Consider the following 805-nt stretch of genomic DNA (forward strand, 5'->3'; position numbering starts at 1 on the left):
ACAGTGACGGGCAATGTGACGCTGTACGCGAAGTGGACGACAAGCGTGTACACGGTGAGCTTCGAAAGCAACGGCGGCAGTACGTTGGAGGCAGTGACGGTGGAGCACGGTGATACAATGGAAGCGCCAGAAGCTCCGACAAGAACGGGATACGCGTTCGGAGGTTGGTACACCGACGAAGAACTGACGGAACCGTATGTGTTCACGACTGTGGTGACGGGTAATGTGACGTTGTACGCGAAGTGGACGATAAACGTGTATACGGTGAGCTTCGAAAGCAACGGCGGCAGTGCGGTGGAGGCGGCGACAGTGGAACACGGTGATACTGTGGAAGCACCAGAAGCTCCGACAAGAACGGGATACGCGTTCGGAGGTTGGTACACCGACGAAGAACTGACGGAACCGTATGTATTCACTACTGCGGTGACGGGCCATGTGACGTTGTACGCGAAGTGGACGATAAACGTGTATACGGTGAGCTTCGAAAGCAACGGCGGCAGTGCGGTGGAGGCAACGACAGTGGAACACGGTGATACAATGGAAGCGCCAGAAGTTCCGACAAGAACGGGATACGCGTTCGGAGGTTGGTACACTGACGAAGAACTAACGGAGCCGTATGTATTCACTACTGCGGTGACGGGCCATGTGACGTTGTACGCGAAGTGGACGATAAACGTGTATACGGTGAGCTTCGAAAGCAACGGCGGCAGTACGTTGGAGGCAGTGACGGTGGAGCACGGCGATACAATGGAAGCGCCAGAAGTTCCGACAAGAACGGGATACGCGTTCGGAGGTTGGTACACTG

General features: G+C 55.7%; 1 protein-coding gene. It reads left to right on the forward strand.

The features are described from left to right. Nucleotides 1-805, forward strand: an 805-nt coding sequence (locus PAT3040_RS38240) for an InlB B-repeat-containing protein (protein WP_219930346.1), incomplete at both ends; no start/stop codon positions are given.

Origin of the sequence: Paenibacillus agaridevorans (genome assembly GCF_003112455.1) — a bacterium.
Taxonomy (GTDB): Bacteria; Bacillota; Bacilli; order Paenibacillales; family Paenibacillaceae; genus Pristimantibacillus; species Pristimantibacillus agaridevorans.